Annotated in this window: 22 protein-coding genes; 11 read left to right on the top strand and 11 right to left on the bottom strand. The window is 64.9% G+C overall.

What is annotated here, in order from left to right; translation table 11 throughout:
* Window positions 1-29 precede the first annotated feature (29 nt).
* The 3 genes from EN861_RS19640 to EN861_RS19630 are packed head-to-tail and all read left to right on the top strand — an operon-like array spanning window position 30 to window position 2,799.
* Entirely contained in the window at window positions 30-1,133 is a 1,104-nt protein-coding gene (locus EN861_RS19640; RefSeq protein ID WP_135865105.1) for an ABC transporter ATP-binding protein, read from the top strand.
* Complete coding sequence (locus EN861_RS19635; RefSeq protein WP_135865103.1) at window positions 1,130-2,002, top strand: ABC transporter permease; 873 nt, start codon at window positions 1,130-1,132, stop codon at window positions 2,000-2,002. Before EN861_RS19640 ends, EN861_RS19635 begins: the two co-directional genes overlap by 4 nt.
* Complete coding sequence (locus EN861_RS19630) at window positions 1,999-2,799, top strand: ABC transporter permease (protein WP_135865100.1); 801 nt, start codon at window positions 1,999-2,001, stop codon at window positions 2,797-2,799. Before EN861_RS19635 ends, EN861_RS19630 begins: the two co-directional genes overlap by 4 nt.
* Before the next feature lie 17 nt (window positions 2,800-2,816).
* Here the strand turns inward: EN861_RS19630 and EN861_RS19625 are convergent, their stop codons facing one another.
* The 7 genes from EN861_RS19625 to EN861_RS19595 all read right to left on the bottom strand — a co-directional run bounded on the left by EN861_RS19625 (window position 2,817) and on the right by EN861_RS19595 (window position 8,767).
* Entirely contained in the window at window positions 2,817-4,220 is a 1,404-nt protein-coding gene (locus EN861_RS19625) for an FAD-binding oxidoreductase (protein WP_135865098.1), read from the bottom strand.
* Window positions 4,221-4,411: 191 nt separating this feature from the next.
* The gene (locus EN861_RS19620) at window positions 4,412-5,671 is read right to left on the bottom strand and encodes an ABC transporter substrate-binding protein (protein ID WP_135865096.1); all 1,260 of its coding nucleotides are present in this window, start codon (window positions 5,669-5,671) and stop codon (window positions 4,412-4,414) included.
* A 47-nt stretch (window positions 5,672-5,718) separates the two neighbouring features.
* Entirely contained in the window at window positions 5,719-6,141 is a 423-nt protein-coding gene (locus tag EN861_RS19615; RefSeq protein ID WP_135865094.1) for a DUF4440 domain-containing protein, read from the bottom strand.
* A gap of 5 nt (window positions 6,142-6,146) precedes the next feature.
* On the bottom strand, window positions 6,147-7,202 hold the full coding sequence (locus EN861_RS19610) for an aldo/keto reductase (RefSeq protein WP_135865091.1): 1,056 nt from the start codon (window positions 7,200-7,202) through the stop codon (window positions 6,147-6,149).
* Window positions 7,199-7,552, bottom strand: coding sequence for a TIGR04076 family protein (locus tag EN861_RS19605; protein ID WP_135865089.1), 354 nt, complete (start codon window positions 7,550-7,552; stop codon window positions 7,199-7,201). Before EN861_RS19605 ends, EN861_RS19610 begins: the two co-directional genes overlap by 4 nt.
* Window positions 7,545-8,036 carry a DUF3830 family protein gene (locus EN861_RS19600; RefSeq protein ID WP_135865086.1) on the bottom strand — a complete coding sequence of 164 codons (492 nt, stop codon included), beginning with the start codon at window positions 8,034-8,036 and terminating at the stop codon, window positions 7,545-7,547. The genes EN861_RS19605 and EN861_RS19600 overlap by 8 nt, the downstream gene beginning before the upstream one ends.
* The gene (locus EN861_RS19595; RefSeq protein WP_135865084.1) at window positions 8,033-8,767 is read right to left on the bottom strand and encodes a GntR family transcriptional regulator; all 735 of its coding nucleotides are present in this window, start codon (window positions 8,765-8,767) and stop codon (window positions 8,033-8,035) included. Before EN861_RS19595 ends, EN861_RS19600 begins: the two co-directional genes overlap by 4 nt.
* 126 nt (window positions 8,768-8,893) lie before the next feature.
* On the opposite strand from EN861_RS19595, the gene EN861_RS19590 reads away from it, so the two are divergent.
* The 5 genes from EN861_RS19590 to EN861_RS19570 are packed head-to-tail and all read left to right on the top strand — an operon-like array spanning window position 8,894 to window position 13,623.
* A complete protein-coding gene (locus tag EN861_RS19590; protein WP_127280493.1) occupies window positions 8,894-9,694 on the top strand; it encodes an ABC transporter ATP-binding protein in 801 nt (266 codons plus the stop codon).
* A complete protein-coding gene (locus EN861_RS19585; RefSeq protein ID WP_127870546.1) occupies window positions 9,691-10,437 on the top strand; it encodes an ABC transporter ATP-binding protein in 747 nt (248 codons plus the stop codon). The genes EN861_RS19590 and EN861_RS19585 overlap by 4 nt, the downstream gene beginning before the upstream one ends.
* Window positions 10,434-11,342, top strand: a complete 909-nt coding sequence (locus EN861_RS19580) for a branched-chain amino acid ABC transporter permease (protein WP_127280491.1) — start codon at window positions 10,434-10,436, stop codon at window positions 11,340-11,342. Before EN861_RS19585 ends, EN861_RS19580 begins: the two co-directional genes overlap by 4 nt.
* Complete coding sequence (locus tag EN861_RS19575) at window positions 11,339-12,322, top strand: branched-chain amino acid ABC transporter permease (protein ID WP_189343680.1); 984 nt, start codon at window positions 11,339-11,341, stop codon at window positions 12,320-12,322. The genes EN861_RS19580 and EN861_RS19575 overlap by 4 nt, the downstream gene beginning before the upstream one ends.
* Window positions 12,319-13,623, top strand: a complete 1,305-nt coding sequence (locus EN861_RS19570) for an FAD-dependent oxidoreductase (protein WP_135865082.1) — start codon at window positions 12,319-12,321, stop codon at window positions 13,621-13,623. Before EN861_RS19575 ends, EN861_RS19570 begins: the two co-directional genes overlap by 4 nt.
* A 22-nt stretch (window positions 13,624-13,645) precedes the next feature.
* On the opposite strand, the gene EN861_RS19565 is transcribed toward EN861_RS19570, so the two are convergent.
* The 4 genes from EN861_RS19565 to EN861_RS19550 are packed head-to-tail and all read right to left on the bottom strand — an operon-like array spanning window position 13,646 to window position 17,986.
* Window positions 13,646-14,302: a GntR family transcriptional regulator gene (locus EN861_RS19565; RefSeq protein ID WP_135865080.1), complete on the bottom strand. Its 657-nt coding sequence runs from the start codon at window positions 14,300-14,302 to the stop codon at window positions 13,646-13,648.
* A gap of 13 nt (window positions 14,303-14,315) precedes the next feature.
* Window positions 14,316-15,629, bottom strand: coding sequence for an aspartate aminotransferase family protein (locus tag EN861_RS19560; protein ID WP_189343679.1), 1,314 nt, complete (start codon window positions 15,627-15,629; stop codon window positions 14,316-14,318).
* Window positions 15,630-16,688 carry a phosphotransferase gene (locus tag EN861_RS19555; RefSeq protein ID WP_135865076.1) on the bottom strand — a complete coding sequence of 353 codons (1,059 nt, stop codon included), beginning with the start codon at window positions 16,686-16,688 and terminating at the stop codon, window positions 15,630-15,632.
* The gene (locus EN861_RS19550; RefSeq protein ID WP_167531353.1) at window positions 16,685-17,986 is read right to left on the bottom strand and encodes an ArgE/DapE family deacylase; all 1,302 of its coding nucleotides are present in this window, start codon (window positions 17,984-17,986) and stop codon (window positions 16,685-16,687) included. The genes EN861_RS19555 and EN861_RS19550 overlap by 4 nt, the downstream gene beginning before the upstream one ends.
* 177 nt (window positions 17,987-18,163) lie before the next feature.
* Between EN861_RS19550 and EN861_RS19545 the strand changes: the two genes are divergently transcribed.
* From EN861_RS19545 to EN861_RS19535, 3 genes are all read left to right on the top strand, one after another.
* Window positions 18,164-18,811 (top strand): GNAT family N-acetyltransferase, encoded by a 648-nt coding sequence (locus EN861_RS19545; protein ID WP_135865074.1) that lies wholly within the window; start codon window positions 18,164-18,166, stop codon window positions 18,809-18,811.
* Window positions 18,808-21,522: a LuxR C-terminal-related transcriptional regulator gene (locus tag EN861_RS19540; protein WP_135865072.1), complete on the top strand. Its 2,715-nt coding sequence runs from the start codon at window positions 18,808-18,810 to the stop codon at window positions 21,520-21,522. The genes EN861_RS19545 and EN861_RS19540 overlap by 4 nt, the downstream gene beginning before the upstream one ends.
* Window positions 21,523-21,606: 84 nt before the next feature.
* Window positions 21,607-22,728, top strand: coding sequence for a class II histone deacetylase (locus EN861_RS19535; protein ID WP_135865070.1), 1,122 nt, complete (start codon window positions 21,607-21,609; stop codon window positions 22,726-22,728).
* Window positions 22,729-22,731: the final 3 nt, after the last annotated feature.

Here is a 22,731-nt window from a genome sequence, read left to right as displayed (position 1 = left end):
GACCGCCGAAGCGTATGCGAGAATATTCCATGAACCAGAACACCGACCTCTTGACGCTGCGGTCCGTCTCGAAATCCTACGGCACGGTTCCCGTGCTGCACGACATCGACCTGTCGATCCGGGACGGTGAGTTCCTCACCGTTCTTGGGCCGTCAGGTTCGGGCAAGACCACGGTCCTGCGGCTGATCGGCGGGCTGGAGCCGCTGACCGCGGGCGAAATCTGGCTGGACGGCCAGGAGATCAGCCGCATGCCGATCAACAAGCGGCCGTTCAACACCGTGTTCCAGGACTATGCGCTGTTCCCGCATATGACGGTTTCCGGCAATGTCGGCTACGGGCTTTCGGTGCGCCATATCAAGCGCAAGGAGATCGCAAGCCGTGTGTCGCAAGCCCTCGAACTGGTGCAGCTCGGACGTTTCGCCGACCGCTTTCCGGCGCAGCTTTCCGGCGGCCAGCGCCAGCGTGTCGCGCTCGCTAGGGCGCTGATCTGCCAGCCGCGCCTGATCCTGCTCGACGAGCCGTTGGCGGCACTCGATCTCGAACTGCGCCGGCAGATGCAGGAATTCCTGAAATCCATCCAGCGCGAGATCAAAACCACCTTCCTGTTCGTCACCCATGACCAGGAAGAAGCGATCGGCATGGCCGATCGGATCTGCGTCATGCAGGCCGGCCATATCCGGCAGCTCGGCACGCCGCATGAGCTCTACTACAAGCCGAATTGCGAGTTCGTGGCGCGCTTCTTCGGCGAGAACAACCTGGTGGCCGGAAAGCTCGGTCCCGTGCAGGGCGAGCAGCGGCCGATCGAGACCGCGCTTGGCCGCCTGGTCTGCTCGGTCAGCGGCCAGCCGCATCTCAAGGCCGCCGCCGACGGCGCCAGCGCCTTCGCGGCGTTCCGTCCCGAAGCCTTGCGTCTTGCTGATGCCAATGATGGCGACAACCGCTTTTCCGGCGTCATCGCCGATCTGGCCTTTGCCGGCTCGTCGACGGTTGCCACGATCATGGCGGGCGCGGACAACGCCGCTCAGCGCCTGCGGTTGCGCATGCCGAGTCGGATCGACGGCAGTATTTTGAAATCAGGCGAGACGGTCTCGCTTTGCTTTGCGCCGCATGAAGGCCATCTGGTGCTGGCATGAGCGGAGTCGGGTCGACACAGGCGGCGGAACGGCGATTGTCGCAGCTGGTGACGGTGCTGGCCTTCGCCTTGCCGGTGATCTTCGTCCTCGTGCCGCTGGCGATCTTCCTGGTCTACAGTTTCTTCAGCGTCGACCAGGGCACGATCGTCCATTCGCCGACGCTCGGCAACTATGTCAGGTTCTTCACCGATCCGATCTTTCTGCCGGTGTTCTGGAACACCATCGTGCTGTGCGTGTCGGTGGCGGTGATCTGCATCCTGCTCGCCTATCCCGCCGCCTATTTCCTGACGACGCTGAAAGGACGGTGGCGCTACGCCTTGCTGATGCTGCTCCTGGTGCCGCTGCTGATGAGCTACGTCATCAAGATCTATGCGATCCGCAGCATCCTCGGCCTCAACGGCTTCCTCAACAAGGCGCTCGTGGCGCTCGGCATCCTGGATCAGCCGTCGACGCTTTTTGTCTTCAACATGAACGCCATCCTTTTGACGCTGAGCCTGCTTTTGATCCCCTTCGCCATCCTGCCGATCTTCCTGTCGCTGGAGCGGATCCCCCAGACCTTGCTGCGTGCCTCGGATGATCTGGGCGCCAGCAGCCTGCAGACGTTCCTGCGCATCACCTTGCCGCTCAGCCTGCCCGGCGTCGCCTCGGCGGCGAGTTTCGTCTTCGTGCTGGCGATCGGCGATTTCCTGACGCCGCAGATGGTCGGCGGGATCAGCGGCTTCACCTTCGGCCGCATTCTCTACAGCCAGTTCGGCACCGCCTATAACTGGCCGTTCGGCGCGGCGCTGTCGGTGGCGCTTGCGATCGTGGTGATTGCCGCCATTCTCATCGGCGAACGGTTCGGACGCAGCCGGGGGACGTCGGTATGAGTGCGCTGCCCCGGCCGTCCACCATCTTCCTTGCCGCGATCACGTCACTGGTCGCGGTGCTGCTCTACAGCCCGCTGTTCGTGCCGATCGTGTCGTCGTTCTTCATCATTTCACACGGCAATGTCGACTGGTCGTCGCCGACCCTTTCGACCTATGTGGCGCTGGCGGGGAACCACGACATCCTGGCCGCCCTGCGCACCACGCTGATCGTCGGCGTCTGCACCGTAATCCTGTCGGTGGTCAGCGGGACGCTGCTGGCGCTCTACTACCACGGCCGCCGCTCAGGCCGTTCGGTTCTGCAGTTCATCATCTTCCTGCCGTTCCTGATGCCGCCAATCATCAGCGGCCTGGCGTTGCTGATCTTCTTCCGCGAGATCGGCCTCGAACGGTCGCTGCTGACCGTCGTCATCGGCCACACGGTCTTCGTACTGGCGATCGTCTATCGCACCGTGCTGATGCGGCTACAGTCGATGAGCCGCACGCTGGTCGAGGCATCCTACGATCTCGGCGCCACCGGCTGGCAGACCTTCTGGCGCGTCATCCTGCCGAACCTGTCGAGCGCCATGGTCGGCGGCGCCATCCTGGCCTTCGCTCTGTCGTTCGACGAGACGATGATCACCATCCTGGTCACCGGCACGCAAAGCACGCTGCCGGTCAGGCTGTGGGCGATGATGCGGCTTGGCTTCTCGCCCGACATCAACGCGCTGGTGGCGCTGATCCTGATGTTCACTGTCCTGCTCTGCGTGCTCGCCGCCCGTTTTCTCATTCCCAGGCAGATGGCGACGGAACGGAATTGAGGTTTAAGCCAGGATGATCATCCGGCAGAAGCAGCCGGGCCGAGATCGAAGACTCGTCCTGGATTGAGGATGTTCTTCGGATCAAGTGCCGACTTCAGCCGCCGCATCGCAGTGATTTCGGCGTCGCTGCGCACCAGATGCAGCCACTGCTTCTTGTCGAGGCCGATGCCATGCTCGGCCGACACGCCGCCTCCGGCCGCCGCCACGCCACGATAGATGATGCCATAGGCCGCCGCCGGATCCTTGGTCAGGACCTGATAGTGCAGGTTGCCGTCGCCGAGATGCCCGAAGACATAGATATCGGCGCCGGGATCGACGGCATGGATGGCGGCATCCGCTTCCTGCAGGAAGGCTCCCATACGCGCCAGCGGGATGCTGATGTCGACGCCGATAAGGCCCTTGATCGAAAACAGGACACGGTTGGCGTCTTCGCGCACATCCCACAGCGTGCGGAATTCGCGCGGCGATTGCGAGACGACGACATCGTCGACGACGCCGTCCTCGACCGCCTGCATCAGAACCTCGGCGAAGCGCTCGCTGTCGCGGTCCGGCTCGCTGCCCTGGATCTCGGCCAGCACATAGACGGGTGAGCCGGCAGGCAGCGGCGCCGGCATGGCCATGCTGGCAACCATGACGTCATAGAGCGGCGCGAAGTTGACCTCATAGGCGGACAAAAGCGGGCCGAGTTTTTGCCGCAGCAGCCCAAGCAGGGCGATCGCCGCATCGAGCGAAGGGAGCGCGCAGAAGGCATTCACCTCGGATGCAGGCTTCGGATGTAGCCTGAGCGCGGCGCGGGTGACGACGCCAAGCGTCCCTTCCGCGCCGATGAAGAGCTGGCTTAGATCATAGCCGGAATTGTCCTTGGGCAGGCCCTTCAGCGAAGACAGCACACTGCCATCGGCCAGCACCGCTTCCAGCCCCAGCACCTGCGCCCGGTACATGCCGTAACGCAGCACGCGGATGCCGCCGGCATTGGTGGCGATGTTGCCGCCGACCGTGGCCGAACCGCGCGCGCCGATATCGACGCCGAACATCAGCCCGGCGCCGTCGGCCGCCTCCTGCACCGCCTGCAGCGTGGCGCCGCCTTCGGCGATAATGCTGGCGGCTTGGATGTCCGGCGCGGCGAGGCCGTTCATCCGCTCCAGCGACAGCACGATCTCGCCCGACTGGACGCGTGTGCCGCCGGCCAGCCCGGTGCGCCCGCCCTGGATGACGACCGGCTGACCGAGAGCGTTGCAGCCAGCGAGTGCTGCGGCCACACCAACGGTATCGCGCGGACGCAGCACCACTTCCGGCAACAAGCCAAGCCTGCCGTCGGGATCGTCGCGGTAGCGCTGATCGACATCAGAGCCGGCGAGCACGCCGCCCGCGCCCAGCCGATCGCCAAGCGCGGACAGAAGTCGTTGTGTTTCAGGCGACATCGGGCTCAGGCGCCCGTGTGGCAAAACGCGTCATCCGCATACACCGACCGGACGGCCCGATGGGTACCCTTGTCCAACACGCTCGCATCCTTCAATCGCAGCCGGCTGATCCTATTCGTGATCGCATGCCGTGCAAGCGATATCGGCATCAATCGCGAGAGCCGAGATTGATGCCCGAAGGATAGCGCAGTTTACTTAAGCTTGGCCTGCAGGGCGTTGACATCGTCGGTGGTCATTTCACCGTCGGTGGTCACCTTGCCGTCGACGATCTTCCACAGCCGGAACGGGCCGGTGATGTCGCCGAACTTGTCGAAGGCGACAGGGCCGATGACGCCTTCGTAACGGATCGGCTTGCCATCCTTGATCAGGCCGAGCGCCTTGGCGAACTCCTCCTTGCCGGCATAGATCGGCGTGCCGGCGGGATCGACCGCCTTGTACATGGCGTCCTTGATCTTGGCCGGGTCCTCGGAGCCGGCAATCGCGATGGCCAGCCCGACGATGGCGCCGGCATCATAGGAACGGTCGGCCGCCGGGTTCGACGGTTCGATGCCGGAGAACGCCTTGTAGTTCTTGGTGAAATACTCGGTCGAGGCGGTCGGACTGGTGCCCGAAGACGTGCCATAGGCGTCCTTCAGATAATCGGCGCCGACGGAGTCGATGAAGTCAGGGCTGTTCATGCCGTCATTGAGCAGGAACTTCTGCACGCCGCCCTGGGAAATCCAGGTGCGGGCAACGGTGGCGCCATCGACCGGCGTGCTGACGAGATAAAGACCGTCCGGCTCGCCTCCCATCGCCGCGGTGACCTCGGAGGCATAGCTCGATTGCTTCTCATTGTAGGGCGTGTCGGAAACGATGGTGCCGCCGAGCGCTTTGTAGGCACGCGAGAATTCGGCCACCATGTTGACGCCGAAGTCGTTGTTGACATGGATGATCGCCAGCTTCTTGAAGCCCTTGTCGACGGCGTATTTGGCGGCGGCCACGCCCTGGAGCGCGTCCGAGGTGATGGTGCGGAAGAAGATGCCGTTGGTCTTGCCGTCGCGGCCGAGTGTCGTCAGCGTTGGCGAGGATGACGCCGGCGAGACCTGGACGATCTTGGCCGGAGCGGTGACCGAGGTCAGGATCGGGATCGACACCGAGGAAATGATGCCGCCGATGATGACTGGCACCTTCTTGACTTGAACCAACTGGGTCGCGGCGTCGACCGCGATGTTGCCCTGGCTCTGGCTGTCACGGGTATCGGTGACGAGATCGCAGCCGCGCACCCCGCCGGCGTCGTTGATGTCGCGGAAGGCCATTTCGACCGACTTGGCGCCGGCCTGGCCGTATTCGCCTGCCGGACCGGTCAGTTCCATGACGAGGCCGACGGTGATCTTGCAGTCGGCGGCCTGGGCAGCACCGGCAATCGTGACCAGAGCAAGCGCGGTGGTGAGCTGGAGTATCGTCTTTCTCATTGTTGTTCCCCTTGAGTTACACGAACTGGTTTGACGTCTGGAAAGTCTCAGTGTTCCGGCACCTGCAGCCAGGTTTCATGCAGGTGCCGCCATTGGACGCCATTGGGCGCCGATGAACTGGTGGTGAAAACGGCACTCGACTGGCGGCGGCTATGCTTGCCGCCACGCAACTGCGCCTCGACGTAGAGGACTACGATGGCATCGCCGTCCTGCCAGCCGGGCCTAATGTCCTCGATCGAGATGGCGAAGCCGTCGTCGCACGTGGCGCGGCTGGAGCGGACATGGTCGATCACGGCATCGCGGTCGAGGATCTGGCCGCCCGGTGCGATCATGGTCAAGCCTTCTCCCATGACGGCTTCGAAGCGGCCGAAATCCACTTTGTCGGCCCGCGCGGCGACGAACCAGTCGACGAAGAAGCGATGCAGATCGACGACTTCGGCACAGGCTTGCGAAAACAGCTTGTCGTCCATGGGCGTCACACCCGGCCCGCGTTCAGATTGTAGTGCATGATCGAGCCGTGGCGGCCATGGCGGTCGCGCTCCAGCATGTAGACGTCACCCTCGAGGCCGTTGCCCCGCGCGATGGCGGCGGCAATCCGCGCACGGTCGTCGGCGTCGAGCACGATGTTCATGATCTCCGCATTGGCCAGCGCATGAGCCTGGTTGCGGGCACCGACGATGACGGCGGCGACTTGCGGCTGCTCCAGCACCCAGGCGCTGGCTATCGTGGCGATGTCGACGCCGTGGCGGTCGCCGACGGCCTTGAGTGTCTGGAGCAGTTGCTGGAACAGGTCCCAGCCGCCGTAATCATCGATGATCAGCTTGTATTTGACCAGCGAGCGGTTTTCGAGCGGCGTGACAGGTTCGGCCACGCCGAGCCATCTGTCGCTGAGGAAGCCGCCGGCCACAGAGCCGTAGCAAAGGAAACTGACACCGTTTTTCTCGGCAAGTGCCGCGAGGCTGTTCGCCGGACGCTGGTCCAGCACCGAATATTGCAGCTGCTGGCTGACCAGCGGGATACCGGCGGTCAGGATTTCGGCGAGCCGTGGCGTGTCGAAATTGGTGGTGCCGAGATTGCGCACCTTGCCCTCGCGCCGAAGCTCCTCGAGCCAGCCCATCGCCTCGACGTAGCCGGCCGTCGCATAATCCCACCAGTGGAACTGGACGAGATCGAGCCGCTCGGTCTTCAGCCGCCGCAGCGACTGGTCGACGATGCCCCTGATATAATCGCGACTGATGTTGGCCAGCCGTTCCAGATCGGGCACCAGCTTGGTGTGCACCTTCATTTTGGCCGCCGCATCGAGGCCGCGTTCATTGGCCAGCCGCAACCGCGCGGCGCCGATCAACTCCTCGACGCCTGTGTAGATATCGGCGCAGTCATAGGTCCAAATCCCGGCATCGAAGGTGGCGATCAGGTCGGTCACCGCTTGGCTGCGATCAATGGCGCCATGGCCTCCGGCCAGTTGCCAGCCACCTCGTATGACGCGCGAGATGGTGTAGCCCGGGCCGAGGTCGAAGGTCTTGGCGGTCATGTCCGGTCATTCTCCTTCGGCAGTGGCACGGCCGTCGTCTCGGCATGGCTGAACCGCCGCTTGGCCAGCCTGACGATCCGGAGCCGGCTGGCGCAGTTGGGGTCGGGACAGGCGATCTCGGCGTCCGAGGTCATCCAGTCGTTCGGGTGCGTCGGGCGCTGTTTTGCCGCGAGCAGCGGCAACACGGCGGCAAGCGAGTAGATCGAGAAACCCTGCCCCGCCGGCATCGACAGCATCTCGCCCTTGAGCTCGAAATAATCGCCGGCCTTGGCGCCGCAGTAGATCGGTTTGCCCTGCGGGATGACCGCCTCGACGCGAAGATCGAAGAGCTCGAAACTGTCGTCAGCCATTTGAAGCCTCCACCAGGCTGAAGGTGATGTCGCAGGCGCCGTTGCGCCGGATCACCCCACACGCGGCTGCGAATTGATCGCGCTCCTCGGCAAGCACCTGTGCCACCACGCTGCCGGCCAGCCAACCGATCGGGAACAGAAGCCGCGCGCCCTGCCCGTAGAACAGGCCGATGTCGAAGATGGCATTGGGATTGCCGCCCCACATGCGTGGCGGCACGTAGGACAACACGATGTCGCCCGGCTGCGGCGTCAGCGTCGCGTTCTCCGCCGGCAAGGGCCTGGCATAGGTTTGGCCTTCAAGATCGGCGGCGGGAACCGGACAGGAAATCTCGGGTCCCGTCCACATGGCGTGGAGGCTTGGGACGACGCGTGGCGTGGCTAGATAGGCCGTGAGGAACGCGGCGTTTTCCGGCGCCTTCCCAGGCGACAGGAGCGCCGTGACGGAAAGCTTCGAACGCGGCTCGCTGATCCTGATGGCGGTCATGTCTGGTCTTTCGCGGCGGCGGATTGCAGCTTGTTCCGCAGGAAGGTGAAGGGCCGGCTGATGTCGGCGGCCAGCGCCTCGCGCGCCGCATGCGCGTCCTGCGTGGCCAGCGCCTCGACGATGCGGCGGTGATACTGGGCGGTGTCGACCTCGCCGGCTTCCGAGAAGGCGTAGATGGCGACGCGGATGCATGGCCCCGATTGCAGCCACAGGCTCTCGATCATCGGGATCAGCACGGCCGAGCCGCAGGACCGGTAGATCTCGAAGTGAAAGCTCTGGTTGAGCGTCACTTCGCGGTCGACATCCTTCTTGTGTTTCAGCGCCCGCATCTCGTCCCATTCAGCCAGAATGGTTTCGATGCCAGCTATCTGGCGCGGCCCCATGCGCGCCGCGGCAAGTGCGATCGCCTCGCCCTCGATCAGGACGCGGGCACGCAGGAGATCGTCGAGACGTTCCAGCGTGATCGGCGGCACGCGCACTGAGCGGTTGGGCAGCGCCTCCAGCGCCTTCTCCGTGATCAGCCGGCCTAGCGCTTCGCGCACCGGCATCGTCGAGGTGACCAGCGCATCGGCCAGACCGCGGATCGTCAGCACCTGGCTTGGCTCGAACAGGCCGCCGATCAGCGCGCGCCGCAGTTCGGAATAGACGCGATCCTGCACCGTTTCGCGGCCGACCGGCGCGAGCTGGGCCGCGATCGCCTCGTTGTTCTTTCCGACAGCAGCCTTTTGCATGGAATTCCGTTCTCGGCGGGTTTTCGGCTTGCGGATGAAATTAAAGCCGAATAGCGTGATCAAAGCAAGTGTGATCACAAATCATAATCAGGAGGCGGCAACGATCGTCTTCGGCCAGAGGGTTCGATGAGCGAGGTAGCGGAACGCCAAGGGCGGGAGACCCGTGTGCCGGTTCTGACGGCGAGCCAGGTCGTCAGGCGGTTCGGCGGCCTTGTCGCCGTCAACGATGTCTCGTTCGACGTCAAAGCGGGCGAAATCCTTGGCCTGATCGGACCCAATGGCGCCGGCAAGACGACCATGTTCGACTTGCTGGCCGGCAGTATCCTGCCCACCAGTGGCAACATCCTGCTCAACGGCGTGCGCGTCTCCGGCGAAGCCGCTCACCTGCGCATCGGCCGAGGTCTCGGCCGCACCTTCCAGATCCCGCGCCCGCTCCCCAACCTGACGCTGATCGAGAACATCATGCTGGCGGCACAGGGCCAGGCGGGCGAAAGGCTGCTCGCCAACTTCGTCACGCCGTGGCGGGTGGCGGCGCAGGAAAGAGCCGCCCGGGCAAAGGCGCTCGAACTGCTGGAACTGGTCACCCTCACCCACCTCGCGCATGAGCCGGCGCGCGTGCTTTCCGGCGGCCAGCGCAAGCTGCTCGAACTTGCCCGGGTGATGATGGCCGATCCGGCCATCATCCTGCTCGATGAACCAGCGGCCGGCGTCAACGCGACGCTGCTCGAAGTCATCATCGACCGCATCCGCGACATCAATGCGCGCGGCATCACCTTCCTGCTCATCGAGCACAACATCGACATGGTGACACGGCTCTGCCACCGCGTCCTCGTGATGGCGAGCGGCCAGTTGCTCAGCGAAGGCACGGCGGAAGAAGTCGCTCGCGACCCGCGCGTCATCGAGGCCTATCTCGGGGGCGCCGCATGAGCGAGACCGTCCTCGATGTCCACAATCTCGAAGCCGGTTACGAACCCGGCGTGCCGATCGTGCGCGGCGCCTCGATCACGGTCAGAAAAGGTGAAATCGTCGTCGTCCTCGGTCCCAACGGCGCCGGCAAGTCGAGCTTCATCAAGGCGATCGCAGGCCTCGTGCCGATCACCGGCGGTTCAGTGTTCCTGGACGGCCAGGATATCACCACGGCACCGGCCCACACCATGGTGCGGCTTGGCCTCGCCTTCGTGCCGCAGACCGAGAATATCTTTCCGCTGATGTCGGTCGAGGACAATCTCAGGGTTGCCTGCGGCATCCTCGAGCGGCGCGACATCCCGGCCCGCATCGAGGAGATGTATGCCGCCTTCCCCGACCTCGTCCGCCAGCGCCGCACCGCGGCCGGCAATCTGTCCGGAGGACAGCGGCAGATGCTCGCCGTTGCACGTGCGCTGATCGTCCACCCCAAGGTGCTGGTGCTGGACGAACCGTCGGCTGGCCTGTCGCCAAAGTTCGTCTCGGCGGTGTTCGAGATGCTGGCCGGCATCCGCAAGTCCGGAGTCACCATCCTTTTGGTCGAGCAGAACGCCAAGGCAGCGCTTGCCATCGGCGACCGCGCCTATGTTCTGGTCGAAGGCAAGGACCGGCATGAGGGCGTCGCCTCGGAATTGTGGAACGACCCGGTCGTCGCCGAACTCTATCTCGGCCAGCGTCCCCAGCGCCAGCAGGGAGGCGCTGCATGAGCCTGCAGTTCATCGTCGACGGATTGCTGACCGGCTCGATGATCGGCCTCGGTGCCATCGGCGTGACGCTCACCTATTCGATCCTGCGTTTCTCCAACTTCGCCCATGGCGACTTCATGGCCTGGGGCACCTATGCGACGCTGGCCGTGGTTAGCGCCATCGGCGCGACATTCGGCAAGGTGGCGCCAATCGGGCCGCTCTCCTTCGGCTGGCCGCTCCTTGTTGCCCTGGTCGTCGGCATGGCGTTCACCGCACTGCTGGCGCTGCTGCTCGATAAGGTGTTGTTCTCGCGGCTGCGCTCGCAAGGCCAGGCGATCATCGTCGTGATGGCGAGCTTCGGCGCCTCGATGGCGCTGCGGAGCCTGTTGGAGTTCACCTTCACCTCACGGCCAACCTATTTCAGCCGAGCCATCCAGATCGCCATGCCGGTCGGCTTCGGCATCCGCATCACGCCCGACCAGATCGCCTTGCTGGCGCTGACCGCCGTGCTCGTGCTCGGCGTGCATCTGTTGATGACACGTACGCAGACCGGGCGTTCCATGCAGGCGCTGAGCCAGAATGCGGCGCTGGCCCGGATCGTCGGCATCGACGTCGCCAAGGTGGTGCGCGTCACCTGGATCGTCGGCGGCGCGCTTGCCTGCGTTGCCGGGGTGATGATCGGCATTCTGGTGCAGATCCGCCCCTTCATGGGCTTCGATATGCTGCTACCGATGTTCGCCGCCGCCATCCTCGGCGGCATCGGCAGCATCCCGGGCGCGGTGCTCGGCGGCCTGATCATCGGGCTCGCCGAAGCCGGCGCCGTGCAATTGATCGGTGCCGAATGGCGCGCCGCCGTCTCCTTCATCATCCTGATGGCGGTGCTGTTCGTGCGGCCGATCGGCCTTTTCGGAGTTCGGGAAAGATGATCGATCTCGTCGGCTACGGCGCCTTCTTCCTGACCACGGCGCTGATCTTCTCGCTGGTCACGCTGGGGCTCAATCTGCAGTGGGGGCTGACAGGCCTGTTCAATGTCGGGCTCGCCGGCTTCGTTGCCATCGGCGCCTACACATCGGCGCTGCTGACGACACCGGACGACGCCGCGAGGCTGGGCGGTTTCGGCCTGCCGATCGTTGTCGGCTGCGCAGGCGCCATGGTGGTTGGCGGTGTCGCCGCGGCACTTACCGGCATGGCCACATTGCGTCTGCGATCCGACTATCTGGCGATCACCACATTCGGTGTCGCCGTGGTCGTGCAACTGGTCGCGCTCAACGCGCAGAAGTTGACGGGTGGCCCATTCGGCATCGGTTTCATCCCGCGCCCCTTCGGCGGCCTGGCGGAGACGCCACTGCTGTTCAACCTGTCAAACCTTGCCGTCGTCTCGGTGGTGACGCTGATCGCCTATCTCGCCTTGGAGCATCTGTCGCGCAGTCCCTGGGGCCGCGTGCTGAAGGCGCTGCGGGAGGACGAGCGTGCGGCGATCTCGCTCGGCAAGAGCGCGCGTTTCTACCGCGTCCAGGCCTTTGCCGTCGGCGGCGCCATCATGGCGCTGGCCGGGGCATTGCAGGCGCATTTCACCGGCTTCATCGCACCCGACAATTACCTGCCGATCCTGACCTTCCAGGTCTGGGTCATGCTGATCGTCGGCGGCTCCGGCAGCAATCTCGGCGCCGTCGTCGGCAGTGTGCTGGTCTGGGGAATATGGGCCGGATCGGGCACGGCGACCAGCGTGTTCTTCCCGCCCGAGCAGCAGGCGCGCGCCGCCTCGCTGCAAATCGTTGCCATCGGCGTCATGCTCTGCGTCATCCTTCTGATCAGGCCAAACGGCCTGTTCGGCGACAGGCCGCGGCGGGCACGCTTCGGCAAGCGGGCGAAACTGGCCACGGCCAAAAGCAGTTCCAACTCATGAATGCCATGGTCAGGCAGGAGGCGCATGGCGCTTCGCTCTGGCACGCCGTCAGCCACGATCGTCGCCAGCGGCCTGCGCTGAATGGCGACCTCGATGTCGACCTCGCCATTGTCGGCGGCGGTTTTTCCGGGCTTTCAACCGCACTGCACGCCGCCGGAAAAGGACTTTCCGTCGCCGTTCTCGAAGCCGAAATTATCGCCTGGGGCGCGACCGGCCGGAATGCCGGTTTCGTCGTGCCGAACTTCGCCAAGATGGACCCGGACGGCATCCTTGCCCATCTCGGCCCCGAACGCGGCGAACGCCTCATCGATTTTGCCGCCGGCAGCGCCGACCTCGTCTTCGGCCTGATCCGGCAGCACGGCATCGATTGCGACGCGGTGCAGAACGGATGGATCCAGCCGGCGCACTCGCCGGCGGCCCTGGAGAAGGTCAAATCACGCGCGGGACAATGGGCGCAGCGTGGACGGCCTGTCGTCACCCTGGATCGGCAGGATGTCGCAACGCTGACCGGCGCGCGCGGCTATCTCGGCGGCTGGATGGACCGTTCCGGCGGCGTACTCAATCCGGTCGCCTATGCACGCGGATTGGCCGATGCGGCGGAAAAGGCCGGCGCGCGGATTTTCGAACAGGCACGTGTCACGTCGATTGATCGCGTGGCCGACGGCTGGGCGCTGAAAACGCCATCGGGTTCGGTGCGCGCCGCCAGGGTGCTGATCGCCACCAACGCCTATGGCGGGTCGCTCGATCCGTTGCTTCAGCGGACTTATTTTCCGCTGAAGGTTTTCCAGATCGCCACGGCGCCGCTACCGCTCGAAATCCGCACGCGTCTGCTTCCCGGGGGGCAAGGCGTCGGCGACACCAGGCGCAATCTCTTCACCTTCCGCTTCGATGCCGATAACCGGCTGATCAGCGGCGGCATGCATATTCTAAGCGCCGGTGCCGACAGACGCGTACCGCAAACGATCTGGCGCCGGCTCGCCGCCCGTCTCGACCTGCCCGACCTGCCCCCGCTTGTCTATGGCTGGTCGGGAATGGCCGCCGTCGAGCCGGATTTCCTGCCGCACCTCCTGGACCTCGGCCCGGGCCTGATCGCCGGCCGCGCCTGCAATGGACGCGGCATCGCCATGACGACGGCGATGGGCAAGGTACTGGCCGACTGGGCCGCTGGAACCGACGCCCGCGAGTTGCCACTGCCTTTCGCGCCCCCGGCGCCGATTCCGTTTCACGCCCTGCTGCGACACGCACCCAACATGTTGCTCGGCTGGAGCATGCTGCGCGACCGGATGGACGAAACAGCATAGGCCGACCGGGCCTGCCGTCCGATCAGTTTGTCGTGCGAAGATTTTCGGAGAGAACCGCGGCCGCCACGGCGATGTCCTGTTCAAGGGATACACGAACGGCCGGGCCGTTGCGCCGTTCGAGCGCGGCGACGATCCTGTGGTGTGCGTCATTGGACTGCGGAATGTAGCGATCGGCCCGCATCAGGAGCTTCAGATAAGGTCCGACGCGCCCCCAGAGATCGCGGATCATGTTCAGGAGGATCGGCGCGCCGGCGTGCTCATAAATAGCAAAATGGAAGGCCTCGTTCAGGGAAAGATAGGTCGTGGCGTCCTGCGCCTCGATGGCCCGCTGCATCCCGGCGAGCGCGACCTGTATGTCCACCAGCGCGCTCTCGCTCATCCGCGTGGCGGCCATCTCGCCCGCCAACCCCTCGACCGCGATGCGGATGCGCGTCAGTTCCGCGAAGGCGGGCTCCGACAGCAAGGGCACGATGATCGAGCGGTTGTTCTGCATTTCCAGAAGCCGCTCGGCGACCAGCCTTTGCAACGCCTCGCGGATCGGGGTGGTCGAAATGCCAAAGGTTTCCGCGAGCTTGCGGATGACCAGTGTCTGGCCCGGGCTGAAACCGCCTGAAATCAATTCCTGCTTGAGCGCGCCATAGGCGCGGTCGTTGAGGGTTTGATGCTCGAGCTTCAGCATGCGCCCGCTCAGCTCACCATGCCGACAGCGCGCGATCGAGCGTCTCGGCCAGCTGCTCGGCATTGTCCCTGGCAAAGGGCAGTGGCGGCCTGATCTTCAGGACATTGCCGCGCGGACCGCAGGACGAGATCAGCACGCCATCCTCGCGCATGGCTTCAACGGCGGATGAGGTCTTGGCGGCGGCAGTGGCCTCATCCTCCGCCATCAACTCGACCCCGAAATAGAGACCGTTGTGCCTGACATCGGCGACCATGCCGTGGCGGCCTTTCAAGGCGTCCAGCAATTCTCCGGTATAGGTGCCAACCGTGCGCGCGTTCTCGATCAGCCCCTCGCCCTTGATCACGTCGAGCACGGCGATGCCGACAGCGGCCGCGACCGGATTGCCGCCGAAGGTATTGAAGTAGCCGGTGTTCGAACCGAACGAGCTCACAAGCTGCGGCCGCACGATCACCGCGCCCATCGGATGTCCGTCGCCGATCGGCTTGCCCATGGTGACGATGTCAGGTTCGAGGCCATAATTGGCGAAGCCCCACATGCCCCGGCCAAGCCGGCCGAAACCGGACTGGACCTCGTCGGCAATGACGATGCCGCCCGCCTTCCTGACGTGATCGGCCGCCTCGCGCATGACTGCAGCATCAGGGAAGAAGATGCCGTCGCTGGAAAAGGCGGAATCGAGAAGCAGCGCCGCCGGACGGATGTTTCGCGCGCGCATATCCTCGATGGCGGCGGCGACATTTTTGGCGAAATCATGCGCGGCGCGGCCGCCGTCACGGAAGGTGTCCGGCGCCGCCACGGTCCGGTGTTGCGCGGGCACGCCCTTGGCCCCGACCGCCGCCGGCGACAGCTGCGCGGTGGCGATGGTGGCGCCGTGATAGGCGAAGTCGGTGATGATCACACCGGTGTTGCCGCTGGAGTGCTGGGCGATGCGGATGGCGAGATCGTTGGCCTCGCTGCCGGTGCAGGTGAACATGGCATGGCCGAGATGGGGCGGCAGCGTGCCGAGCAGCTTTTCGGCGTAATCGAGGATGATCTCGCTGAGGTAGCGCGTGTGCGTGTTGAGCGTGGCGGCCTGCCCCGACAATGCCTCGACGACGCGCGGATGGCAGTGTCCGACCGAGGCGACGTTGTTATAGGCGTCGAGGTATTTTCGGCCCTGGGCATCGTAGAGCCAGACACCGCTGCCACGCACCAGATGGATTGGGTTGCGGTAGAAGGCGCGATAGGTTGGCCCGAGCAATCTGGCGCGGCGTTCGAGCAGCGCGTGCTCTTGTGCGGAAACTCCGGTATCGGCGGAGGCACTTGCGGGCGGGGACTGGGACACGGGCATCTACTCCGGCTTGGAATGGTCGAGAAAATAGCGGCGGGCGTCAGCGGACGATAGACCGTCCAGCCGTTCAAGCGAGGTCCAGACCTCGGTGATGAGGCGAAGCACATAGTCGCGCTTGGCCGGAAACCGTTCGGCCTGCCAGCTGGCAATGTTGGCGATGAGCGCAAGCCGCGCACGAATGAGGTGGAAGAGGATGCCAAGCTCTTCGATTTCGAGCGGCTGCACCGACTGATAGCCGGCGACGAAGCGGGCCGCGGGCGCCAGAGGGTGACCTTCAGCCGGCCAGCGGTAGACGGCACCGATGGCGAGGTCGCAGATCAGCGGCGAATGGATCATGTCGCCGAAATCGAGGATGCCGTTGACCACCTCCGGCCGCGCGGCATCCATCACCACATTGTAGGAGTTCATGTCGTTGTGGGCGATCTGGGCGCGCAGGCCGGGGATCACCGGCGCCGCATGTTCCTCGAAGGCGTCGATGACGCGCTCGACCATGGCGCGATGGCCGGCATCGGCGATGTGCGCCAGCATGGGCCGCGTCTTGGCGACCTTGCGAATGTCCCACAAAAGGTCGCTGCCGGCGGCCGGATGGAAGAAGCCGCGCAGTGCCCGGCCAAGCCGGGCGAGGAAGATGCCAAGATTGCGGTCCTGCGCCGCTGACGTGGGCGAGCGCGAAAGCAATTGGCCGGGCAGATAGCTGACCAGCCGGACGATGCGCGGCGGCGATCCGCCGACGCCGACCATGAACTGCGCTTCGCCTTCGAGGCTCTTGCGCACCGAGGGAACGGGCAAGGAAGGATCGACCGTCAGGATATGGTCGAGCGCCTTGTTCTGGAAATCGGTGAAGCCGGCCTCTTCCGCCGGATGCGAGACCTTCAGGACAAACTCGCCATCGCCCTCGGTCTGGATGTGAAAATTATGGTCGCGTTCGCCCGGCAGCGGGCGCGCGCTGCCGGTGAGCCCATAGTGCCGGCGCAACAGGGCAAGCGCCTCGGCGATCGAGACATCAGGCGCATCCTCCGCAAGCGTCTCGCCGAAGGCATCCGATACGGCCGCGTTCATGGCCTGACCTCGGCATTTATGGGTTCAAGACCGCACCAGTCGGCGATGAAGAGCGCAATGGTCTGCGTGACCTTGCGCACGGAGTCGAGATCGACGGCCTCGTCATAGCCATGCGGCATGCGGCAGATCGGGCCGTAGACGATTGCGGGCGTGTCGGCATAAAGGCCGAAGAAGCGCGCATCGGTGGTGGCCGAGGTGACGTGTTCCGTCAGCGGCTCACCCCACACGGCGGTGTGGCTGCGCCGCAGCACGGCTTCCATCTCGTCGGCCCCCTCAAGTACGTAACCCTCGGCCATGAAGCCGTTATAGGTCATCCTTGGCGGACGATTGGCGAGGAACGGATCAGCGCGCGCCGCATTCGCGATGCAAGCTTCCAACTCGGCCCTGGCGTCCTCGAGCTTCTGGCCGGGATAGGTCGCGACACGCATCTCGAAGACGCAACGCGCCGGAACGCTCGACGTCCACTCGCCGCCTTCGATCTTGCCGAGATTGAAGCGGATCGGGTGCGGGTGATCGCAGAAATGCCTGTCGTCGACCTTCCTCGCATTCCAGACGATTTCGAGCTGCTTCAGCGCCTGGATGATGAGGAAGGCCTTTTCGATGGCATTGGCGCCGGCCGAGAAGGCGCCCGACGCGTGCTGCGGGTCGCCATCGACTTCGACCCTGAACCAGATCGGGCCGACCTGCGCCCGCATCAGCCTTGGCTCCAGCGGTTCGGGAATGAAGGCCGCGTCGGCGCGGTAGCCACGCTGCAGGCAAGCGAGCGCGCCATTGCCGGTGCACTCCTCCTCGACCACCGACTGCAGAAACACTTTCGCGGCCGGCTGGTAGCCGAGGCCACGCAAGGCGGCCAGCGCATAGAGGCAGGCCGACAGGCCGGCCTTCATGTCGCCGGCGCCACGGCCATGCATCCAGCCATCCTCGATCACCGGATCGTAGGGGTCGCGGACCCAGCGATCGAGCGGTCCCGTCGGCACGACATCGATATGCCCGTTGAGGATCAGCGAGCGGCCGGTGGCGTTTTTCGGCGTGTGAGTGGCGACGACGTTGAATGCGTCGTCATAGGAAACCGCAACGGGAGAAAATCCGGGCAGGTCGCGGATCGCGTCGACATCGACACGCCACATATCGACCGCATAGCCATCGGCTTCATAAGCCGCCGCCATGAAGGATTGCGCGGCATGCTCCTCGCCGCGTTGGGAGGGAAAGCGCACGAGATCGGCCATAAAGGCGAGCTGACGGTCGAAACCATCGTCGACCGCCCGCAAAATGGCCTCATCCGCAATTCGCTCAGGCATGATATTCCGCTTTCCTGTGAATGGTGTATCATATCTCATATGCCATCTCTGGAAAAGGCAAGAAGACAGGCCGGCCAAAATTATGGCCCACCCCTGCAGCCTCTTGGCAGGCGGCCGCAGAATTGGCATCAGCTTCTTGACATGCCGGTAGGCTGCGCGACGGAAGATCGAGGACAGATGCAAGTCACCGAAGGCACATTGCCGGATGAAATCACCGATCTCGCGTCCGGCTACCGGCGTATCCCGGCCGGCAAGATCGTCAATGCCGTGACATGGATGGAAGCGCGCGCGCCGGTGCAGGGTCTCGCGCATCCGCTGGCGATGACCCGCGTCACCAACCCCGAGCCCGCCTTCTACCGTTCGGTCTTTCTCGAGATCGGCGCTCCCTGGCTCTGGGATCGCGCCGCCGAAATGTCGGACGCCGACATCGCGGCGCATTTCGCCGACCCGCGCCAGCATCTCTATTACGGCCACGATGAAAGCGGCAGCCATGTCGGCATGGCCGAATTCACTGTCGCCGACGTGAACGAGATCGAGATCACCTATTTCGGTCTCTTCCCTTCCTTGACCGGCCGAGGCCTTGGCAAGCGACTGATGGCGGGCGCGCTCGATCAGGCATGGCGCCTAAAGCCGGAGCGTATCTGGCTGCACACCAGCAGCATCGATCATCACAGCGTCATTGGCTTCTACCGGGCTTGCGGGTTTGAACCCTTCGCGGCCGGCTTCGAGATCACCGACGATCCGCGGATCAAGGGAACCCTGCCGCGCGATTGCGCGCCGCAAATTCCGCTGATCGAAACGGAATGGGTGCCCGGCGCCAGATGAGACCGTCTTCGCAACCCGCGGGCCAGGCATCGCCCCACCACCGAAGGTGGGTACGGCGCGAGCGCATCCTGTCGAGGTTGGAGCGGCATGTCGACACGCGCATCGTGCTGTTCGCCGCACCCGCCGGCTTCGGCAAGTCGACGACGATGGCGCAATGGGCAGCCGAGGTCTCGCGCCACGGCCGGCTGACGGCATGGCTGTCCTGCGAAGCGACGGACAATGACGAAGGCGCCTTCCTGTCGCATCTGGTTGGAGCGCTGCGCCATCTCGTGCAGAACCCGGCCGAGCTCGACCTCGCCTTCCAGTCGAGCCCGATCCCGCAGCTTGACGTGGTGTTGGCGGCCCTTGTGGCGGGTCTTGCGGCACGCCATGCCGACATCACCCTGTTCTTCGACGATTATCACGCTGTCGAAGCACCTGCGGTGAAGCGGTTCATGGAGCGCCTGACACGGCAGGCCCCCGCCAACGTCGCCTTCGTCATCGGTTCGCGCAACCTGCCCGACCTGCAGCTCGGCAAGCTCAGGGTGCTCGGCGATGTCTTTGAAATCGGCCCGGACGATCTGCGTTTCGCCTCGTCCGAAGCCGAGGCCTTCTTCAACGACAAGCTTGGCCTCTCCATCGGCAGCGGCACGGTGGAGACCTTGTGCTCGCGCACCGAAGGCTGGGCCGCAGGCCTGCAGCTCGCCTCGCTGTCGCTCAGCGCTGCCCATGCGCCCGAAACCGTCATCGGCAATTTCACCGGTGCCAACCGCAATGTCGCCGACTTCCTGATGGGGGAAGTGTTCCTGGAACTGCCGCCGGCGCTGGCGAAGTTCCTGCTCTACTCCTCGATCTTCGAGCGTTTCAGCGCCGAGGCCTGCCGGGCGGTGATACGCGCGGCGGACGCCGAGGCTGCTATCACCGAGATCGAGACCCGCAACCTGTTCCTGGTGCCGCTCGACGAAGAGCGCCGCTGGTTCCGCTATCATCATTTGTTCCATGACTTTCTCAGCCGCGAGATGGAACGGCGCGAGTCGGAGATGATCGCCCCGCTGCATCTGGCGGCTTCGGAATGGTTCGGCGAACGCAAGATGCTGACCGAGGCCATCGGTCATGCGCTCGCCGCCGGCGACCAGGCCCGCGCGGCGGTGTTCGTCGAAAACAGCGCACTCGAACTGATCGCCCAGTGCCAGCTTCTCTACGTGCGCCAGTTGCTGGCGCTGCTGCCGAGGAAACTGATCGACCAGCGCATCCGGCTGCAGCTTGTCGTGCTGTGGCTGGCGGTGCACTCAAGCCAGCCCGAGATTGCCCAGCAGACGCTCGCCAATGCACGCAAGCTGGTCGAAACCGGACCGACCGACCACAAGGATCCGGGAACGCTGACCGGCACCACGATCGAGGCCGAACTCGAGGTCCTTGCCGCTGCGGTCCACAGCACGCTGGAACAGTTCGAGGACGCACGCGACACCGCGCTGGCCGCGCTGCGCATCATCGCGCCCGATGCCTGGTTCATGGAAGGCGCGACCGCGAACGTCATCGGCTATAATCTCTATGCGCTGGGCGACCTCGAAGGGGCACGCGCGGCGGTGGACGCTGCACGCAAGGCGCATGAGCGAAGCGGCAGCCTGCTCGGCGTCACCATCGCCAATTGCTACATGGCCGTCATCGAGCGCTCGGCCGGCCGCCTGCCGGCCGCCGAACGGCTGCTGCGCAACGCGATCATCGAGGCGCGGACGCGGATCGGCGCGAACTCCTATGCCGAGGCGCTCGCCGGAACGCTGCTTGCCGAACTCGCCTACGAGACCAACGCGTCCGGCGAAGCACTGGCGCTGGTCGAGAATCTCGGGCCGCTGATCGAGGGTGCCGCGGTCATTGTCTATCCCCTGGCCAGCGTGCCGACCTATGCCCGCGTGCTGCAGCTGACCGGCCGGGGCGACGCGGCCCTGGACATGCTGGAGCGCGTCTACCAACGCGTGCGCGGCTCCGTCTACCGCCGCCTCGCTTCGGTGCTGGTGCATGATCGCATCCGGCTGCTGATCGACCAGAACCGCGTCGCCGAGGCACGCGCATTGCTGAGCCAGCATCGCGGCGAAAGCGCCGAGACTGTCCCAACGGTCGCCAACGAATTTGAGTTCTTCGCCGAAGGCCGGCTGCTGACGGCGGAGAAATCCTACGCAGGGGCGGCGGCGATTTTCGACGCGCTGCTGGAGCGAACGAAAGGCAGCGGGCGCATGCGCCGGCACATACTGGCGCAGATCCTGCGCGCCAAGAGCGCCGGCCATGACCAGCGCGAGGCCGACCGGCATCTGCTCGAAGCACTGCGCCTTGCCCAGCCCTCCGGCTTCATCCGCTCCTTCGTCGATGAGGGCAGGCCCGTCGTCGAGGCATTGATGCGGCTGCGCGCGGCACAGGCAAAGACCGACCCGGCATTGTCGGCCTATGCAACGCGCATCATCGATGCCGCGCAGACACCGCCGGTGGCGACGCGCAAGCCGGCCATCCCGGTTGCCGAGAAGGAACAGCTCACCCAGCGCGAGTCCGAGCTGCTGCACTGCTTGTCGGAAGGCATGTCCAACCGCGATATCGCCGTTGCGCTGTCGGTGAGCGAAACGACGGTGAAGTGGCATTTGAAGAACATTTTCGGCAAGCTCTCGGTATCCAACCGCGTCCAGGCCGTGCGCGCCGCGCAGGCCGCCACAAACGTCCGCACCCCTCCGAAAGGAGGGGCATAGATTGCAGACATGGCCCCCTCTTTAGGGTCGGGCCAGGCGATTGTTAGCCTGCTAGCGTCATCTGGTTTTCGGAGGATGCCGCGGATGGCGACAGGCTACGTCTTTCACGAACAGCTGATGTGGCATGATACCGGCTCCAGCGCCGACATGATACCGCCCGGCCGTTTCGTGGAGCCTGGCCGGCATCTGGAATCGCCTGGCTCGAAGCGCCGGCTGAACAACCTTATCCAGGTGAGTGGCCTGTCGCGCCATCTGGTGCCGATCATCGCCGAGCCAGTGACGGTCGAGGACCTGCTGCGCGTGCACACCCAGCGCCATATCGACGATATCCGCATGCTCAGCGAGCGCGGTTCCGGTTTCGCCGGGCCGCAAGCGCCGATCGGCCTCAACAGCTTCGATATTGCCCTGCTGTCCGCCGGTACCACCTATGCGGCGATGCGCGCGGTGCTGACCGGCCGCGTCGACAATTCCTATGCGCTGGCGCGTCCCCCAGGGCACCATGCCGAACCCGATCAGGCCATGGGCAACTGCCTGTTCTCCAACATCGGCGTGTCGGTGCGCCGGCTGCAGCATGAAGGCCTGCTCGGCCGCGCCGCGGTGGTCGACTGGGACGTGCATCATGGTAACGGCACCGAGACAGTGTTTTATTCCGACCCGTCTGTGCTGACGATTTCCCTGCACCAGGACAACCTCTATCCGACCGGGCGCGGCGCGCTGGCCGACAACGGCAAGGGCGAAGGCGAAGGCTACAACATCAACATCCCGCTGCCGGCCGGCAGCGGCACCGGCGCCTATGAAGCGAGCTTCGACCGCGTCGTCGCCCCTGCGCTGCGCGCCTATAAACCGGACCTTGTCATCGTCGCCTCCGGCTTCGATGCGTCGGGCTTCGACCCGCTCGGCCGCATGATGCTCAACAGCGAATGTTTCCGGCGCCTTGCCGCGCGCATGGTGGCCCTGGCCGCCGAGGTCTCGAACGGGCGCCTGATGATGACGCATGAAGGCGGCTACTCCGAAGGCTACGTGCCGTTCTGTGGCCACGCCGTCATCGAAACCTTGGCCAACCATCGCACCGAAGTGGTCGATCCCCTGTCGGACCATATTGACGAATGGGCCGGCCAGGAGTTGCAACCACACCAGGCTCAGGTGATCGACGCCGCCGAGGGCCTGCTCGCGGGCCTGCGCCAACGCCTCGCCAGCGCAGCCTGACGC

The sequence above is a fragment of the Mesorhizobium sp. M8A.F.Ca.ET.218.01.1.1 genome, assembly GCF_004791165.1.
Lineage (GTDB): Bacteria > Pseudomonadota > Alphaproteobacteria > Rhizobiales > Rhizobiaceae > Mesorhizobium.
This window is presented reverse-complemented; position numbering and strand designations above follow the sequence as displayed.

What these genes read in the sequence shown, in the direction of transcription:
- EN861_RS19640 (WP_135865105.1), top strand. Translation starts at nt 30, where the DNA reads ATGAACCAGAACACCGACCTCTTGACGCTGCGGTCCGTCTCGAAATCC.
- EN861_RS19635 (WP_135865103.1), top strand. Translation starts at nt 1,130, where the DNA reads ATGAGCGGAGTCGGGTCGACACAGGCGGCGGAACGGCGATTGTCGCAG.
- EN861_RS19630 (WP_135865100.1), top strand. Translation starts at nt 1,999, where the DNA reads ATGAGTGCGCTGCCCCGGCCGTCCACCATCTTCCTTGCCGCGATCACG.
- EN861_RS19625 (WP_135865098.1), bottom strand. Translation starts at nt 4,220, where the DNA reads ATGTCGCCTGAAACACAACGACTTCTGTCCGCGCTTGGCGATCGGCTG.
- EN861_RS19620 (WP_135865096.1), bottom strand. Translation starts at nt 5,671, where the DNA reads ATGAGAAAGACGATACTCCAGCTCACCACCGCGCTTGCTCTGGTCACG.
- EN861_RS19615 (WP_135865094.1), bottom strand. Translation starts at nt 6,141, where the DNA reads ATGGACGACAAGCTGTTTTCGCAAGCCTGTGCCGAAGTCGTCGATCTG.
- EN861_RS19610 (WP_135865091.1), bottom strand. Translation starts at nt 7,202, where the DNA reads ATGACCGCCAAGACCTTCGACCTCGGCCCGGGCTACACCATCTCGCGC.
- EN861_RS19605 (WP_135865089.1), bottom strand. Translation starts at nt 7,552, where the DNA reads ATGGCTGACGACAGTTTCGAGCTCTTCGATCTTCGCGTCGAGGCGGTC.
- EN861_RS19600 (WP_135865086.1), bottom strand. Translation starts at nt 8,036, where the DNA reads ATGACCGCCATCAGGATCAGCGAGCCGCGTTCGAAGCTTTCCGTCACG.
- EN861_RS19595 (WP_135865084.1), bottom strand. Translation starts at nt 8,767, where the DNA reads ATGCAAAAGGCTGCTGTCGGAAAGAACAACGAGGCGATCGCGGCCCAG.
- EN861_RS19590 (WP_127280493.1), top strand. Translation starts at nt 8,894, where the DNA reads ATGAGCGAGGTAGCGGAACGCCAAGGGCGGGAGACCCGTGTGCCGGTT.
- EN861_RS19585 (WP_127870546.1), top strand. Translation starts at nt 9,691, where the DNA reads ATGAGCGAGACCGTCCTCGATGTCCACAATCTCGAAGCCGGTTACGAA.
- EN861_RS19580 (WP_127280491.1), top strand. Translation starts at nt 10,434, where the DNA reads ATGAGCCTGCAGTTCATCGTCGACGGATTGCTGACCGGCTCGATGATC.
- EN861_RS19575 (WP_189343680.1), top strand. Translation starts at nt 11,339, where the DNA reads ATGATCGATCTCGTCGGCTACGGCGCCTTCTTCCTGACCACGGCGCTG.
- EN861_RS19570 (WP_135865082.1), top strand. Translation starts at nt 12,319, where the DNA reads ATGAATGCCATGGTCAGGCAGGAGGCGCATGGCGCTTCGCTCTGGCAC.
- EN861_RS19565 (WP_135865080.1), bottom strand. Translation starts at nt 14,302, where the DNA reads ATGCTGAAGCTCGAGCATCAAACCCTCAACGACCGCGCCTATGGCGCG.
- EN861_RS19560 (WP_189343679.1), bottom strand. Translation starts at nt 15,629, where the DNA reads ATGCCCGTGTCCCAGTCCCCGCCCGCAAGTGCCTCCGCCGATACCGGA.
- EN861_RS19555 (WP_135865076.1), bottom strand. Translation starts at nt 16,688, where the DNA reads ATGAACGCGGCCGTATCGGATGCCTTCGGCGAGACGCTTGCGGAGGAT.
- EN861_RS19550 (WP_167531353.1), bottom strand. Translation starts at nt 17,986, where the DNA reads ATGCCTGAGCGAATTGCGGATGAGGCCATTTTGCGGGCGGTCGACGAT.
- EN861_RS19545 (WP_135865074.1), top strand. Translation starts at nt 18,164, where the DNA reads ATGCAAGTCACCGAAGGCACATTGCCGGATGAAATCACCGATCTCGCG.
- EN861_RS19540 (WP_135865072.1), top strand. Translation starts at nt 18,808, where the DNA reads ATGAGACCGTCTTCGCAACCCGCGGGCCAGGCATCGCCCCACCACCGA.
- EN861_RS19535 (WP_135865070.1), top strand. Translation starts at nt 21,607, where the DNA reads ATGGCGACAGGCTACGTCTTTCACGAACAGCTGATGTGGCATGATACC.